The sequence below is a fragment of the Herminiimonas sp. KBW02 genome (assembly GCF_003852535.1).
Lineage (GTDB): Bacteria > Pseudomonadota > Gammaproteobacteria > Burkholderiales > Burkholderiaceae_D > Oxalicibacterium.
The window spans coordinates 105038-121946 of record NZ_QAJP01000002.1; the positions used below are offsets into that span (position 1 = coordinate 105038).

Annotated in this window: 9 protein-coding genes; 6 read left to right on the plus strand and 3 right to left on the minus strand. The window is 56.8% G+C overall.

Translation table 11 applies throughout. The features are described from left to right. Window positions 1–56: 56 nt before the first annotated feature. Together DBR37_RS01025 and DBR37_RS01030 are read right to left on the minus strand one after the other, a co-directional pair. Window positions 57–989, minus strand: a complete 933-nt coding sequence (locus DBR37_RS01025) for a methyltransferase domain-containing protein (protein WP_124572442.1) — start codon at window positions 987–989, stop codon at window positions 57–59. 201 nt (window positions 990–1190) lie between these two features. Then, complete coding sequence (locus DBR37_RS01030) at window positions 1191–9971, minus strand: GH36-type glycosyl hydrolase domain-containing protein (protein WP_124572443.1); 8781 nt, start codon at window positions 9969–9971, stop codon at window positions 1191–1193. Between the two features lie 396 nt (window positions 9972–10367). On the opposite strand from DBR37_RS01030, the gene DBR37_RS01035 reads away from it, so the two are divergent. Beyond that, a complete protein-coding gene (locus DBR37_RS01035) occupies window positions 10368–10805 on the plus strand; it encodes a PPC domain-containing DNA-binding protein (RefSeq protein WP_124572444.1) in 438 nt (145 codons plus the stop codon). A gap of 76 nt (window positions 10806–10881) precedes the next feature. On the opposite strand, the gene DBR37_RS01040 is transcribed toward DBR37_RS01035, so the two are convergent. Further along, a complete protein-coding gene (locus tag DBR37_RS01040) occupies window positions 10882–11637 on the minus strand; it encodes a fused MFS/spermidine synthase (protein WP_124572445.1) in 756 nt (251 codons plus the stop codon). Between the two features lie 135 nt (window positions 11638–11772). Between DBR37_RS01040 and DBR37_RS01045 the strand changes: the two genes are divergently transcribed. From DBR37_RS01045 to DBR37_RS01065, 5 genes are all read left to right on the plus strand, one after another. Further along, window positions 11773–12588, plus strand: coding sequence for an ABC transporter permease (locus DBR37_RS01045; protein WP_124572446.1), 816 nt, complete (start codon window positions 11773–11775; stop codon window positions 12586–12588). 27 nt (window positions 12589–12615) lie between these two features. Next, the gene (locus DBR37_RS01050) at window positions 12616–13599 is read left to right on the plus strand and encodes an MlaD family protein (RefSeq protein WP_124572447.1); all 984 of its coding nucleotides are present in this window, start codon (window positions 12616–12618) and stop codon (window positions 13597–13599) included. Then, window positions 13596–14270 carry a hypothetical protein gene (locus DBR37_RS01055; RefSeq protein ID WP_233588239.1) on the plus strand — a complete coding sequence of 225 codons (675 nt, stop codon included), beginning with the start codon at window positions 13596–13598 and terminating at the stop codon, window positions 14268–14270. Before DBR37_RS01050 ends, DBR37_RS01055 begins: the two co-directional genes overlap by 4 nt. Window positions 14271–14419: 149 nt before the next feature. Further along, window positions 14420–15181, plus strand: a complete 762-nt coding sequence (imuA, locus tag DBR37_RS01060; protein WP_124572449.1) for a translesion DNA synthesis-associated protein ImuA — start codon at window positions 14420–14422, stop codon at window positions 15179–15181. Window positions 15182–15280: 99 nt separating this feature from the next. Beyond that, on the plus strand, window positions 15281–16909 hold the full coding sequence (locus DBR37_RS01065) for a tetratricopeptide repeat protein (RefSeq protein ID WP_124572450.1): 1629 nt from the start codon (window positions 15281–15283) through the stop codon (window positions 16907–16909).

Consider the following 16909-nt stretch of genomic DNA (forward strand, 5'->3'; position numbering starts at 1 on the left):
AATAGCGAGCCTGCTGCGCTCGCTATTTTCATCCTCACCCTATCCGGCATCAGCTATCAGGCATAAGCAGCCACATGCCGGGTCTGCGTCGCCCATTCCGCTTCCACCACATGCAAGTGCTGGGCGCGCAACGAAGCTTGCAGCGACGGTATCGAACCACCCGCCTTGTACTCCAGGCTCACATATAGCTGATCGCCTTTTTGCACGCTGACCGGCTCCGCCAGCGGCAAGACCAGGTAATGATTCAACCAATCAACAGTCGTTGACTGCTCCATCACGACGGCCAGGATGTTCTTGGTCACGAAGCGCAAGGCATTCACCGTACCATCATGTTCAATCGCAAACACGCCTTGCCACGCAATCTGCGCAGGCACTGCTTGCGTGAAATCCAGCAAGGAATAGACGGAAGGCTGTGCCAGCTCGACGCTGCCAGACTGAATGAAGGTCGGCTCCTGGAACTGCACGATAGGTGCGTTATAACCTTCGAAGCAGTAATCCTGCTGCAAAGGCTGAACTGCCATGATCATCGCTTCCGGAATGAAAAGTGGCAGCGGGCCGCCGAATTTTTCCAGGTAGCGCTGCTTGAAGGATTCGATGACCTGCACCTGTTTTTCACGCAGCATCGCGACGTGGATCATTTCGCAGATGACGACATCGACCGGTTCCGGCGGCAGGTATTCAAAGGCGTCGCCCTGTATCACTTCAACCCGGTCACCGTTCACGTTCTGCGCGAGGAAACGTTTGGCTTCCGCTACCAGATCCGGGTTGTACTCTACGCACCAGACCTTCTCGGCCTTCGCGGCAGCAAACCATGACAGCACGCCGGTACCACCGCCCAGCTCCAGCACCTTGGCACCCGGCGCAACCAGATGCGTGATCGCCGCCTTGAAGCCCGACATGCGTCGATTGTCCATCAGCATATTGTGGTGATAGTGCACAGGAATGAATTGGCCCAGATAACAGCTCTCTAGTTCGCGTTCGGTCAGCATCTTTTCATCCTTATGGATAGTCGGTGAGCGCTCGTACCCGGTATGGGTATGACGGCATGGAACACCATTATCGTGAATGGATGCAGAAGCTAAGAGTCGAGATGCGAGGCTTTTGGACAGCTATTCGCGGTTTGGAAAAATCTGTCTGATGATGAAAAGAAGCGGATGCCATGCGCGGCACCCGCTTCTTCAGGGCACGATTCAGACGGCAGGCAAGACCGGCGTCCCCATCAGCACGGTGACGTTATGTGTCGCGCCATCATCGCGCATGGTGACAAACTGATCCGGCATCATGACGCCATCCAGTTCGACGCGCAGCACACCTTTGCTGACCCCGGTCGGATTCTGCAGCGTGATGTTGTAGACCGCTGCACCGTAGCGATAATGCAGCTTCGCACTACGCCATTCATGCGGCAGGCAAGGATCAAGGCTGAGCTTGTCTGCCTGCACGCACAGGCCCAGTATCGATTCCACCCCGGCCCGGTACAGCCAGCCGGCAGCACCGGTGTACCAGGTCCAGCCGCCACGCCTGACGTGCGGTGACTCGGCATAGATATCAGCCGCCACCGCATACGGTTCAACCTTGTAAGCGGCCATGCCGGTACGTGAACTGCTGCGATTCGCCGGGTTGATCATCTTGAACAAATCATGCGCCTGTCCGCCCTTGCCCATTTTTGAATAAGCGATCAGACACCACACTGCGGCATGCGTGTACTGCCCGCCATTTTCCCGTACGCCCGGCAAATAGCCCTTGATGTAACCAGGATCCAGCGGTGTCTTGTCGAACGGCGGCGTAAATAGCAAGATCAAGTCATCACCCGGCCGGATCAGGTATTGGTCCACCGAGTCCATCGCACGCTGGCTGCGCTCCAGCTCACCCGCACCGGAAATAACCGACCAGCTTTGCGCTATCGAATCGATGCGACACTCGGCATTGCTGGCAGAACCCAATGGCGTGCCATCGTCGAAGTAAGCGCGGCGATACCATGCGCCATCCCACGCATGCTGTTCGGTCGCTTTCTTCAGCTTCTCGGCATGCTTGCGCCAGCGCGTGGCACGCGCCTTGTCCTTGCGTGCCTCTGCCACCGGTGCGAAACGCAGCAAGGTCGCGTACAGGAACCACGCCAGCCATACGCTCTCACCCTTACCGCCATGCCCGACCCGATTCATGCCGTCATTCCAGTCACCGCCACCCATCAAGGGCAAGCCATGCGGGCCGGTATGCAGGCTGTGATCTAGTGCACGCGCGCAATGTTCATACACGCTGGCGGTTTGCTCCGAGATGTGCGCTTCAAAGTAGGCGTCTTCTTTTTCCGGCGGCAAGGGATCGCCTTCCAGGAACGGCAACAGTTCATCGTAAATCTGCGCATCGCCAGTCACGTCAACATAATGCGCCGCGCAATACGGCAGCCAGATCAAATCGTCCGAGATATGCGTGCGCACCCCACGCCCGCTAGGCGGATGCCACCAATGCTGCACATCGCCTTCCGGGAACTGGCGTGACGATGCGCGCAGGATTTGTTGTCGCGCCAGAGTCGGTGCGACCAGAGCCAGTGCCTGCGTATCCTGCAACTGATCGCGGAAACCGTAAGCGCCGCCAGCCTGATAGAAAGCCGTGCGCGCCCAGAAACGGCAACTCAGGGTCTGGTACAGCAGCCAGCCGTTCAACAGATAATCCATCGAACGATCCGGTGTCTCTACCTGTACCTTGTGCAAGATCTCATGCCAGTTGCGCTGACTGGTTTCGTATACTTCTTCGATATTCGCTGCACGATAACGCTGCACCAGTGCACGCGCTGTTTCAGCATCATCGGCCTGTCCCATCACGAATACGATTTCCACTTCGCCATCCACTACGATCTCGACCTGGGTCTGCAGCACGCCACAAGGATCGAACCCGGCACCGACACGATTCGACAATACGCTGCCATGCGTCAAGGCTTCCGGCTTCTGGAAGTTGCCGTTGCGGCCTATGAATTCCTTGCGGTCACCGGTCCATGCAGTCTGCTTGCCGCACAGATCGATGAAAGCCACGCGCTGGCCGAATTCAATATTCCACGGATTACGTGCAAACAGCGCGCCGCTCTCTGCGTCCCGTTCAGTTGCAATGAAAGGAACGTTATCGGCACGAGTCGCACCCAGCGCCCATTCCACATAGGAACTGAGGGACAGGCGACGCACCCCGTGCGACACATTCTTCAGACGCAGGCGACAGATTTTTACCGGATCGTCCCAACTGACGAATTGCAGCAACTCGCTGACGATGCCGCTGCAATTAAGTTCGAAGCGGCTGTAACCCTGACCGTGCCGCGTCGTGTAAATAGCGTTAGGTACACGGATAGGAGAAATCGTCGGACTCCACAACGCGCCGCTTTCTTCATCACGTATGTAGAAGGCTTCACCGGAAGGATCCGAGACCGGATCGTTGGACCAGGGCGTCAGTTTGTTTTCCCGGCTGTTCTGACTCCAGGTGTAGCCTGCGCCACGTTCGGATACGGTAAAACCGAAAACCGGATTGGCGATGACATTAATCCAGGGTGCGGGTGTGACCTGATCCTGCCCCAGCACAATCACATATTCACGACCATCCTTATCGAAGCCACCGAGGCCGTTGAACAGCGCCAGTTGCGGCGGCACGCCAGGCGGCCCGGCACGCGGCCCCTGGATTTCACGCTTGAGCCATGAGAACGGCGGATTCTCTTCCACTTCCGGACGCGCCTGCAGCTGTTCAGCCAGACTGCCCTGCCCGCCTTCCAGCACCACGCGTGCCGATGCCAGCAGCAAAGTACGCTCATCATCGGTAATGACATCGGCCCTGACGATGTAAGCACTACCACGTTCCGCTTGCTCCTGTTGCGCGGAGAATGCTTGTGCGGCACGCACCATACCCTCCATGGCCGCCTGCAGTTCCTGTGCGTAAGATGCGCCCTTTTCATTCAGGATCACCAGGTCTACCGGCAATTGCTTCATACGCCAGTATTCATGCGCACGCAGCAGTTGCGACACCAGGCGCAGGTCTTCCTGCTTGGCCATACGCAGCAGGACGATAGGCCGGTCACCAGAAATCCCCTGGCCCCACAAACCGGCATGACTCAGGCGCATCGAACGTATCACGCGGCCACTGGCACGCGCACTGCGATCGGAAAACAGAATGCGACTGGCCAGATGCTGAAATAGCTCCGCTTCGTAGTGCTCGACACGCAGGTAATGCAATTGCACCTGGGCATGCGTCCACACCAGCGCAGAGATCCGCGCGAAGGCAGAACCGTCATGGTATTTGTCGGCCAGACTGAGAATTTCTTCACGTGAATTTGCTGCCATGGTGGAAAACACCAGATGCACGATCTCACCCGGCTCCAGCCGCACTCTGACGCGCAGACTGAAGATGGGATCCAGCACCGCACCGACGGTATTCGACAAAGGACGCCCATCGATGATGGATAAGGGATTACTCACGCCCTGGCCACGTCCTATGAAACGGGCGCGATCAGTTTCATACTCGATCCCGACCGCGCTGTCGCTACCTTCGCCGCGTGCGACTACATGTGCCGCCCACGGCCGTGTTTCGCCATCTTTGCGCGGCCGACGTGAAGCCAGCAAGCCGCGTATCTCGTGCAGGTATTCAGTTTCGACAAACAGATTGGAAAATGCCGGATGCGCGATATCCGCCGCCACCGGCGCCAGCAACACTTCCATATAAGAAGTCACTTCGATGTGACGGGTACGCGTGCCGTTATTGGTCAGTGTCAGGCGGCGCAATTCAGTATCATCTTCCGGCGACACGATCACTTCCAGCATGCTGGAGATGGAACCGTCTGCGCGTGAGATACGTACCCGGTCCTCGGCAAATTTGACCTGATAGGAATCAGGCTCGACTGCGGTCGGCTGAAAACCCGCAGACCAATATCCACCACTCTCCGAATCGCGCAGATAGATATGGCTACCCCAGTGATCGCGGGTTGCATCTTCACGCCAGCGCGTGACGCCCAGTTTATTCCACAGGCTGTAACCGGAACCGGCCGCCGTCATCATTACGGCGTAATGGCCATTCGACAGCAACTGGGTTTCCGGCATTGCCGTCATCGCGCTGTCAAATTGCCGCGCCACGCCGGATTCCGGCATCACCACGGTCGGCCGTTCGCGTTCCTCGCGTAATGCCAGCGATGTCGGTTGCACCCAGCGCGGTTGCGATTCATGCAGTAGTAATTCGGCGGCACGGATGATGGGTTCGTGATGGAAGCGATGGCGCATCACATTACGGTTGATGACATTCCCCAGCGCCACCAGCAACATACCCTGGTGATGTGCCATATAGGCGCGTACGGTGGCCATGGTCTGGTTCTCGGCGCGGCGCCCCGGTGTAAAGTCCAGCGCTTCATAAAAACCATACCGTCCCAGCGCACCTATCTCGGCCAGGCGCCGGAAGTTGGCGACTGCGCTCTTCGGCATATACATCGCTGCCAGTCCGGTTGCATACGGCGCAATGACGATGTCCTTCTCCAGTCCGCGCTTGAGGCCAAGGCCGGGGACCCCGAATGCAGAGTATTGATAGGTGTAAGCACGATCACGCACATTCAGCGCAGATTCGGATACACCCCACGGTACATGACGTTCCTTGCCATACTGGATCTGGCGCGCCACGATGTCGCGGCAAGTCTGGTCCAGCATGCTGCCACGTGGCGTGGACATCACCAGCGACGGCATCAGGTACTCAAACATGGAACCCGACCAGGACGCAAGAACCGGCCCGTTGATCCCCGGCAGCATGCGACGACCAAGGCGGAACCAGTGCGAAGGCGGCGCTTGCCGCTCTGCAATTGCAACCAGGCTGGCAAGCCGCGCTTCCGACGCCAGCAAGTCGTAATAGCTATCGTCCAGCCGGCCTTCGTCCGCGTTATAACCGATGGAAAACAATTGCCGCTCCGGCGACATCAGGAAACGGAAATCCATTTCTGCAGCCATCTCACGTGCCGCCATTTCCATACGCTCCAGCCGATCCAGCCACTCGATCGCCAGTACCGCAGCCTGCATCAAGGCGCCGTCCAACGCATCGAACAGCTGCTGCGGAATCACATCCGGATCCAGCCGGTTTTGCGAACTGAACAGGCGCGCGATGTCGCGCCTTGCTGCCAGATAAGCGGCAGGCAGGTTTTCCAGCGCCACATAGATATTGATGTGCGTATTGATGAGCTGCCACAGCTCGGGATTGCGCCCGCCGTCCTGTGCTTCCAGATGTACCCACGGCATCATCACAATGAAATCGTTGCCATGCATGCGCACGGCGGTACGCAATTCATTCGCCCAGGTCAGTACTTCATTGTCAGGACTGTTGATCTCTACCGAGAAGGCCTGCGCCAGGTCAAACAGATTCTCTGAACGTTCAACCATTTTTTCCCAGAATGCATAGGTCGGCAGCACGGCATTGGTCGCCAGCAGGAAATCACTGAATTGCTCGGCGCTTTTACGCAATTCATTAATGCTGACTGCCTGTGTGCGCAATTCATGCCCTATGCCGTCTATCGCCAGACGCAGCAGCAAAACGGCATCGCGCATGCCGGCCACGATAGTAGGTCGCAATACGCTTTGTTCTTTCGCATCCTTGCAGGCCTGCGCCAGCGCAAATAAGTGTCCAGCCAGATTGCCGCTATCCACTGTCGAGATATAACGCGGCGACAGCACTTCCAGCCGCTCGGTTTCATACCAGTTGTAGAAATGGCCGTGATAGCGCGGCAATTTATGCAGCGTCTCCATCGTCGCTTCCAGCCTGCGCATCATGTCGGTCAGACCGACCCAGCCAAAGTCGCGTGCGCTGACGACAGACAGCAGGTATAAACCAAAGTTGGTAGGCGAAGTCCGATGTGCAATGACTGGTTGCGGATCTTCCTGGAAATTATCCGGTGGCAGGAAATTATCCTGCGCCACCACAAAGGTCGTGAAGAAGCGCCAGGTGCGGCGCGCCACCAGACGCAACTCGGTCTCTTCCGCGACATCCAGTTCCTCGACATTGGTATCCACCGGCGGCAGGCTGATCGCACGGGCAATCAGCGGGCCTGCCAGCCATAACAGGCAGAACGGCGCAGCCAGCCACAAACCGGCAGGATCAAACACCGCAAGCGCGACCACGATCACGACCGCGATGAGCATGCCCATGCGACCGCGCCAGAAGAAGCTGCTATATGAATATTTCTTCGCACGCCTGACCTGGGCGGAAGTCACCCACTCCAGCAATTTCTTGCGCGTGAAAACCAGGCGCACCAGCGTACGCACTATCGCATCCAGCATCAGCCAGGAATACTGCGCCAGCATCGCGAGCGAGATGCAGACTACAGCGATGGTGTCTGGCAGCACCGCCAGCCCCCTGCGCCAGTGCGCTCTGAAATTCAGATCGTCACGGTGCGGCAGCAAATCAGAAAAGAAACGGAATACGGCAGGTGGCGCCAGGCCAACGATAGCCAACAGCAGCCACGGCCAGGCCGGCGCGCCTATCAGGAAGAAGCTGATGATCAGGGTCAACAGAATCGCCGGTGCCGTCAGTGAGCGCCGCATGTTATCGGCGATTTTGAGCCGGTCTATGCTGGACATGGAGACGCGCCCGGCGTGCAACAGCCATGGCAACAATTGCCAGTCGCCACGCGTCCAGCGATGTTGGCGCGCCGCCGCTTCTTCCACATGCGAGGGGAAATCTTCGAACAGTTCGACATCATTCACCAATGCGCACCGTGCCAGCGCACCTTCAAACAGATCATGACTGAGCATGGTGTTTTCCGGCACCTTGCCGGCCAGGGCACGCTCGAAGGCATCAACGTCGTACAGTCCCTTACCTGAGTAACTACCCCAGCCGAATACGTCCTGATACACGTCAGACACGGCACCGCCGTAGGGATCAACCCCGCCGCGCGCCGAGAAAAAGCGACGGTACAAGGTACGTTCCTGCTGCATCGGCAAGGTAGGCGTAATCCGTGGCTGCAGGATGCCGTAGCCCTCAATGACCTGCATGGTGTCCGGATCATGCCGTGGCTGATTCAACGGATGCACGGCGACACCAACCAGTGCACGCAAGGCACCGATAGGCAAACGCGTATCCGCATCCAGCGTCACCACATAGCGCACATTGCGCGGCACCGGAATGTCGTCAAGCAGGAACGATGTATCGTGCGCGTCACGCAGCAGGCGATTGAACTCATGCAACTTGCCGCGCTTGCGCTCCCAGCCCATCCACTTGCCTTCGCTCTCATTCCACAAGCGGCGACGATGCAGGATGTAGAAACGTATCTGCCCGCTTTTGCTCAGGCCATAGCGCGTATTCAGCTCCGCGACGCAACGGCGCGCCTTCTCCAGCAAAGGAAAATCCTGCGGCATATGTTCCTGCTTTGCATCGGCCCAGTCAGACAGCAAGGTGAAATACACTTCGCCGTCAGGATTCGACAGGTAATGCGTTTCCAGTTGTTGTATCTCTTCTTCTATTCCTTCTTCACTGGTGAGCATGATGGGCACCGCAACAAAGGTACGCATCTTATCGGTGATATCCGCCAGCTCCACACGCGGCAAGTGACGCGGCCAGAACAGCCGCATCAGGACCTTGTTGATGAAAGCGACCGCAATATCGACAGCCGGAAACAGACCGGCAATGACCAGCATCGTCAACCATACTGGCGATACCTCTTTGCCGTAGGTCGTCCACAACGGAAACGCCAGTATCAGCACGGCCATCGAGAGTATGGTCAGCGGGTAGTACAGACTGGCATGGGCGATGTAATGACGGCGTAGCTTTTGAGTCAGATGAGGTATGTAACCTAGCTCTGCCTCGAGGTCAGTGCGGCCACGACCCAGCAGGTAGTAACCAGGGTCGAGTGCACGCTCATCGGCAACGATGTCGTCAGTTGACATCTGACTGCGGTGCGATGCTATCTTGCGCACCAGTGCATCGGCAATTTGCTGCTCGGAATAACGTGCATTCAGCGCAATATGCTGAATAATCTTGCGATAGCGATCACGCGTCAGAAAATCCAGCTCGGCGTAATTAGCCAGGGTTTGCAGTTTCTGCTCGACCAGGCTGACCGACTCAAAGAAGACGCGCCAGTCGTACGCCGCTATCGTACGCATGCTGGTAATGATATTGCGTATGGTCTGGTTCGAAGCGACCTGCGTCGTGTGTTCGCGCAATACGATGTCGTCTATGGTCGGCCCCTGATCCAGCAGGCGTGCTCCCAGGACATCGAGCAAAGGCGTAAAGCCCGGCTGCTGATAACGCAGGCGCTGCACCAGCTGCACCACGAAAGGCTGCAACAGACGACCAGGCGGCAGGACGATGCCGGGCTGTTCGTTCTCCGGCATTTTTTGCGCAATGACGATCAGGTCGTTCGCAAAATCATCTGCTGCCTCACGCGCCGCCTGCGCCTTGACGACCCGCACTGCGACGCGGCGCAAATGTTCGAGCAGCACGGCGCGCATCACTACCGGCAAGCTCCACAACTCGGCCATCGTCAGACGTTGTACGGATTGATAGGAACGGACGAAGCGCAGGAACAGCTCAGCATCGAAATGATTGTCGGTGTGTGCAGCAAATTCCCAGCACAAAGCGTATGTGCGCAGCTGTCCGGCGTAATCGCCGCCGACCAGCTTCGGCAATCCGCGATACAGACGACGCGGCAAACCTTCGACCACGCTGGCGACATTTTCATCGATGACATGCAGGTTATCGAGCAACCATTCAGCCGCTGAAGTAATTGCGCGACGCTCTGCTGTTGCCTGCTCGATCGCACCATGAGCAGCGGTCAGTATCTGGCCGTTCTCGCGCGCAGCGACTACCAGACTGGCAGCACCGGAGGCAGAACCGATTTTTTGTATAGAGGCAAGATGCGCGGCGTGTGCTTCGAGTCGTTCCGCGCTGAATATTTCCACACGCACAGGTTCTTCCGATGGCGAAGATGCATCGTCGGAAAAAGAAAAATCAAGATTACGTTTGAGCAGTTTTTTAAGCAAAGCGAACCTCACTTTGCTTACAGGAAAAACTCAGATGGGTACTGACAACCGTGGCCCGGCAAAAACCAGGCTTGTTGTTGATGAAATGCTGCTTATGAACAAAGCGCGGCGGGATATGAAGCGTCCCGCATAGGGCAAGAGCATGCGTGCAGGTAGTACTGACCATATTTCTTCCTCCCCGCTGACGCGGTTTTTAGATTGACATGGTGGTCCGTATTTTGCTCAGTTGGAGATGCAGAACAAACAAGAGTTCCCAACTATTTCAGAGATGCACGCAAAGCAGATGACAAGCAGGCGCCAGACAGACGTCTCAAATTACAGCTTGCTTGTGCAAGGGAACTGAAACTGTATAGCTGTTGACAAACAAGATCGAAAACAATGTGAGGTTAGCTTAACATGCAAAGCAAAATCATTAACGACGCACCGGAAAAGACCTATGTACTCATTTTAGAAACCGGTGAAGAAGTCGTCTCACAAATTCAGCGTTTCGCCCGGGAAAACAATCTGAACGCCAGCCGCTTCACTGCAATAGGCGCGTTTAGCAGCGCGACTCTGGGCTATTTCGACTGGAACCAGAAGGACTATGAAAAAATCCCTGTGAATGAGCAGGTTGAAGTGCTGTCACTGATAGGTGATATCGCGCTGCAGGATGGCGAGGCGAAGATCCATGCACATGTCGTCGTTGGCAAACGTGATGGCAGCGCACATGGCGGGCATTTGCTGGAAGCCTATGTACGCCCTACGCTCGAAGTAATACTGACCGAAGCACCCAGCTATCTGAAACGCACATTCGACCCGGAAAGCGGACTCGCTTTAATCAATCTCGAATGTTGATGCCGGATGCTTAATACGTGCAGCTTTGTAAAAATTGCAGGCATTATTTTCAAATGCTGATTTTTGCGTGTGCTCCTCACACCAGATGGCGCGGATAAATCAGTTCCAGCGAAAATTGTCGGCACATACGCATCATGGTGTCGCGCAAATCTGCATCAGGCACGGTGTCAGCCGCTTTTAGCATCACGGCAAGGTGACTGTTGCCCTCCACCGTCTTTAGCCACCACAGACGACCCAGCGTGAACAGGGACTGGCCTGCGGTCAATGCGACAGTCGCCGTATTCATGTCGTCAGCCATATTCATCAGCAAGACGCCACCATCACGCAGCACACGACGACAGTCATCGAAGAAGGCACGGCTATTCAATTCTGCTACTGCACCGTCAGCATTGAAACCGTCGAGCAAGATCACATCTGCACTTGCGTCCGCCATCTGGCGCAAATAGCTGCGCGCATCCGCGTGCACGACTTGCAGCCGCTCATCATCCGCAGGGATCATGAATTGCCCGCGCAAAGCGATCACGTCAGCATCTATTTCCAGCACTGTGAGCCGGGTCGCGGGTAAATACCGATGGCAATATTTGACCAGTGAACCACCGCCCAGGCCTATCAGCAGAATATGTGCAGGCGCCGGGTTAAATAGCAGGAAACCCGTCATCGCCTGCGTGTAAGGAATCAATAGTTCATCCGGCGCGGACAAACGCATCGCGCTCTGCACTATGCGCTCATCAAACTGCAGCGTACGTATATCGCCATCATCAAAGACAAAGGGCTTGCCGCCATCCGACATGGCTTTGAGGTGGGCTATGCGTTCCGGCTTGAAGAAATCCATATAAGTTTATTTGTCTGTGGATCACAAGATGCAAGCTTACGGCATTGCACGCCGGATACAAGTACGCAATGCGAACTCACGCTACTTTCGGCTACAGAATGAAATATGCAGGCAATTCACTGCTAACATATTCGCATGAGCGTAAAAGTACCCGTCCCGCAATCCGTAGTACGTACCGGCGGCGCAGCCTTCAGCTGGCTGCTGGGCGGCTGGCGCATACTGCTGTTCGGCGTCATCGTACTGTCGCTGACCTTTTCGCCCACTACTTATAAGCGTGAGCATCGCTATGCGATCGCGCACCAGTTGGTACTCGGCACCAGCAATAACCTGATCTGGTTTTCGCTGCTGTCTTCGCTAATCAGTGTCATCCTGATCCGTATCGTCATGGTCACCGCACTAAGCTACGGTCTGTCCAAATACGCGCTGGATATGGTGGTGCGTATGCTGGTGCTGGAACTGATTCCGCTGACTGCTGCCCTCTTCGTCGCATTGCGCCGCACCTTGCCCGACGGCGTCGAGCTGGCGGAAATGCGCAGGCGCGGCGATCTGCTGGCGATGCGGCAACAAGGCCTGGACCCGATACGCACGGAATTCTTCCCGCGTGCGATTGCCGGCATCTTCTCGGTCTGGATGCTGGCCGCCGTCAGTTGCATACTGGCGCTGATCCTGACCTATCTGTCGATCTACGGTTTCACGCAATGGGCGCTGGCCGACTACACGCGCGTGGTCGGCCAGATATTCAATCCGTCGGTATCGATGATTTTTCTGTTGAAAACTTTATTCTTCAGTCTTGCTGTATCGTTGATTCCGATGGCGTCATCGCTTTACGATAATCCGCGGGAACCACTTGCCAGCCGCCTCAAGGCCGCCAGCGAACTGGCGGCCATGGTCAGGCTGTTCTTCGTTATCCTGCTGATACAGATTGCTTCCCTGATGGGCAATTATTTCTAACCCTGAAAAAGGCTGTGCCTGATTGCCATGCAAGTACCACCAGAACAGACACCGAATCCAGCCTCGCCGAACGCGCAATTGCGTGCGGTCGTGCCGCACAACCTCGAATTCAAGGCCGCCATCCTGCTGATCTTCCTGGTCGCATTGATTGCGGGCTCAGTCGCGTACCTGATGTATGCACGTGGTGCCTTTGAAGCGACGCAGGAACTGGTTTTGCTGGCCGATGATTCGGACGGCGTCAGCGTCGGCATGGACCTGACCTTTTCCGGTTTCCCGGTCGGCCGTATCAACCGTATCGAACTGGGTAAGGATGGCAAGGCGCGCATCCTGGTCGCGATCGCCAGCAAAGATGCGCACTGGCTGCGCAGCTCCAGCATCTTCACCATGGAACGCGGCATAGTCGGCAGCCCGCGCATCCGCGCCTTTACCGGCGTTCCCACTGATCCGCCGCTGGAAGCCGGTGCCGAGCGCACCTTGCTGGTCGGCGACGTGGCAGCCGAAATTCCGCTGCTGGTTTCCGCCGCCAAGCAGTTAATCGACAACGTCAACAACCTGACCTCAGCCGAATCCGCACTCAATGCCAGCCTGACCAATCTGCAAGGCCTGACCGACAAGCTCAATGGCAAACATGGTGCGCTGGGCGCACTGGTCGGTAACGACAAGGATGCACAAAAAATCCTGCAGACACTGGATCGCGCCAACGATGTACTGGCCAAGGTCGATGGCTTGCTGGTGAAAACCGACAAGCAGGTCTTCGGCAAGGATGGCGACAGCCAGGCCACCATCGTCCAACTCAACGCCATGCTGGGCGAGGCGCGCACCAGCCTGAAGAAAATTGATACGGTACTGGCCGACGCGCAAGTCATCAGCGGCAATGCCAAAGCAGCCAGTGGCGACCTCGGTTCCTTGCGCGCCGATGTGGATCGCAGCCTGCGCAAGGTGGAACAACTGGTGAATGAAATCAACCGCAAATGGCCATTTGCCCGCGACACGGAGTTGAACCTGCCATGAAGACTATCCGTCTCGTCCCTGCTCTATTGATCACCCTGCTGTTAGCCGCATGCGCAGGCAAACCGGTACCCGACTGGCGAATCAATGCCAAGGATGCGACCGAGCGCGCCAGCAATGCCTACCTCACAGGGAATACGCGCGTCGCCGATCAGGAATTCCTGTATGCGCGCAATGAAGTCACCCGCACCGGGCGCATAGACCTGCTGGCACGCGTAGAACTCAGACGTTGCGCAGCCCAGGTCGCCAGCCTGGTACTGGATAGCTGCACCGAATTTGAAAAACTGCGGCAGGACGCACCCGCCGCCGAAATCGCGTATGCCAACTACCTGGCGGGCCACATTCAGCCATCTGAGATCGCACAGTTACCGGCACAGCACCGTGCCATCGCCGGTGCCAGCTCGGACAGCGCCGCTGCCAGTGCCATGCTCGGTATCGAAGATCCGCTATCCCGCCTGGTTGCCGCAGGTGTCCTGTTACAAGGCAAACGCGCGTCCCCGGCGGTCATCAGTGCCGCTGTAGAAACCGCCTCCGCTCAGGGCTGGCGTCGGCCTTTACTGGCCTGGCTGGGGGTACAGGCGATGCGTGCAGAGCAAGCCGGGGATGCGGCTGAAGCCCAGCGTTTACGCCGAAAAATGGCGCTGACAGAAGGTAAGGCCGAGACTGGCAAGTAATAGACTGGATATAGAAAGGCCGGAAAGTCACGCCAACGACTGTCAGAAAATTTTTATAAAAAAACCTTTTATACTGTATGTTTATACAGTATATTGCTAACTCACCTGCTCATCGGGTGCGTTATCCCAAAACAGCATTTGGAGGTTTTATGGCCGCAGTCGCAAGCAATTTCAGTTTCCCAGCAGTTTCCTTCCCAGACGCCGCATGGACTGCAGAGTCGGCACAAACCGCTCGTGCACATCCACAGCCATCCGCTTATCGTGCGCTGGATCTGGAATTGCCAAATGGCGGCTGGCCTGCTTCCGTGCTGATCGAATTGCTGCTGGCCCAGCCTGATATCGGTGAACTGCGCCTGCTGGCACCTACCCTGACACGCCTGACGCAAGAAGGCAAAACCGTGATTTTGCTGGCGCCGGCGCATATTTCCGCCGCTTTGTCCGACCTAGGTCTGGATAAAAACCACCTGATCCTGATCGAAGCCGACAAGCCCATGGATCGCATCTGGGCCGTAGAACAGGCAGTCAAGAACGTACATTTTGGCGCCTTATTGTGCTGGTTGCCGGAAGCGCGTCCTGACCATCTGCGCCGCCTGCAACTGATGGCGGCCACCAACGATGGCCTGACTTTCGTATTCCGTCCGCTGGAAGCGCAAAACCAGTCTTCGCCGGCCCCTTTGCGCATGCTGTGCCAACCCGCCGCTGATGGCCGCATGTCGGTTGAAATCATCAAGCGACGCGGCCCTGTGCATTGCAAACCTATCGTGTTGCCCTTATCGGTTCCGGCCATCATCCACCGGCCACGCGTGGCACGCTCACTGAGTTCGCCTGCATTCGAAATGCCGTCCTACACGATTGCACATTCCGCACTGGCAGCCACCGCCGCCCGACATCGTGCAGCATTACCGGTTTAATCTGGGAGACCGTTGCAAACACTTGCATAGAAAACATTTTTTAATGGCAAGCACGCAGACATAGCCGTATGATGGGGCATCCCAATTCCCTGCCCCACAATGGCTACCATCCTCAATACCCGCCTTGCCAAGCTGCGCGCACTGGTTGTGGACGACATGCAGACGATGCGACAAAACATCCGCACCCAGCTCGGTCAGCTCGGTATCGAACAGGTCGACCAGTCTGCAACGCCGAATGATGCAATCAAACGCATACGTAATACCCATTACGACGTCATCATCTGTGACTACAATCTGAACAAGGAAACCAACGGCCAGCAAGTGCTGGAATACCTGCGCTCGCAAAAACTGCTGTCGCCGACCGCCATGTTCTTCATGGTGACGGCTGAAAGCAGTTACGACAGCGTGGCCAGCGCCGCCGAGTTCCAGCCTGACGCCTATATGGTGAAGCCTCTGACCGGAGGAAAAATCGCGGATCGCCTGGAACGTCTGCTGGACCGGCAACAAGCCTTGAAACCCATCACCGACCGCCTGCAAATGAAAGACCTGGCAGGTGCCATCGCCGAATGCGATACCGTACTCGCCGCCGAACCGAAGTGGATAGTCGACATTCTTAAAATCAAGGCCAGCTCCTCACTGGAACTAGGCAATATCGAACAGGCACGAGCGACTTATCGCAAAGCATTGGCTTTACGTAACGACCTGGTATGGGCCAGGCTCGGCCTCGCACGCTGCGACCAGGCTGCTGGTCAGCTCGACCAGGCAAAAAAACAGGTCAGCGAAGTATTGGAAAGCAATGTGCAATTCGTCGATGCCTACGATTTGCTCGCGCAAATCGCCGAAGCGCAGGGCAATGAAGAAGCGGTACTCGACGCCTACAACAAATCCTATGAAGTCATACCATCAGCGCGGCGCAGTCGCCTGATGGGCGATGCGGCCTACCGTGTCGGCAACCTCGAGCAGGCGAGACAGGCTTTCAACAAGGCGCTCACGCATACCCGCGGCTCACTCACCGCACAGGCATCCGACGCATTGTCACTGGCGCAGGTGCAGGTCGATATCGGCGATGCGGCAGATGCACTCTCGGTACTCAGCGCAGCCGCACAGGATCATCACGACGATCCCTACTTCGCCGCACGTCAGGCCACCATAGCAGCACAAGCTTTTGCCCGCCTTGGCGATATGAACTCGGCACAAGCGGCCTTCGCTTCAGCCAAAGAACTGGCCGATGGCATACGTGCCGACATCCATACATTGACCCTGGCCAAAGCAGCATTTTGCATCGGCCTGGATGAAGAAGGTGCGCGCATCGTCGCCAAGGCGATCAAGGCCGATCATGAAAACACCCGCCTGGTCGCCTTCGCTCGCCGCGTCCTGCAAGACACCGGCAATGAAGCCTTGATCGAAAAAGTCGTTGATGAAGCGATCAGTGAAGGTGCCCTCATCGTCGAGCAGGCCACGCAATTAATGCGCGCCGGCCAGTTCGATGAATCGCTGGCCAAACTGGAAGAAGCACTGACCGCAACACCTGAAAACACCGGTGTGCTGCTGGCGGCAGCGCAATTGCATCTGCTGTGGATGAGCCAGAAAGGCCTGGATCGCAACTATGTCGAACGTGTGAACGCCTATCTGGCGCAACTTGATGTCCTGATGCCCAATAGCGAACGCGTCGCCAAGATGTATCGCTTCCTGCGCGAAACCCTGGTCAAAGCCAGCGTGGAGGCCTGA